Source organism: Neisseria sp. P0022.S010, assembly GCF_051956635.1.
Genome location: NZ_JBQCXF010000920.1, coordinates 1 through 440 on the forward strand (window position 1 = coordinate 1; position 440 = coordinate 440).

Annotated in this window: 1 rRNA gene; it reads right to left on the bottom strand. The window is 54.8% G+C overall.

Annotated elements, in window-relative coordinates:
* Positions 1-440: ribosomal RNA gene (locus ACTHUT_RS22115) — 16S ribosomal RNA — on the bottom strand; the annotation flags it as partial.

Below are 440 nucleotides of genomic sequence, written 5' to 3' on the forward strand. Positions count from 1 at the left end.
GACTACTCGGGTATCTAATCCTGTTTGCTCCCCACGCTTTCGCACCTCAGCGTCAGAACCGGACCAGTGAGCCGCCTTCGCCACTGGTGTTCTTCCTAATATCTACGAATTTCACCTCTACACTAGGAATTCCACTCACCTCTTCCGGTCTCAAGACTCTCAGTATCAAAGGCAGTTCCGAGGTTGAGCCCCGGGATTTCACCCCTGACTTAAAAGTCCGCCTACGTGCGCTTTACGCCCAGTAATTCCGAACAACGCTAGCCCCCTTCGTATTACCGCGGCTGCTGGCACGAAGTTAGCCGGGGCTTATTCTGCGGGTACCGTCATTATCGTCCCCGCCAAAAGAGCTTTACAATCCGAAGACCTTCGTCACTCACGCGGCATGGCTGGATCAGGCTTGCGCCCATTGTCCAATATTCCCCACTGCTGCCACCCGTAGG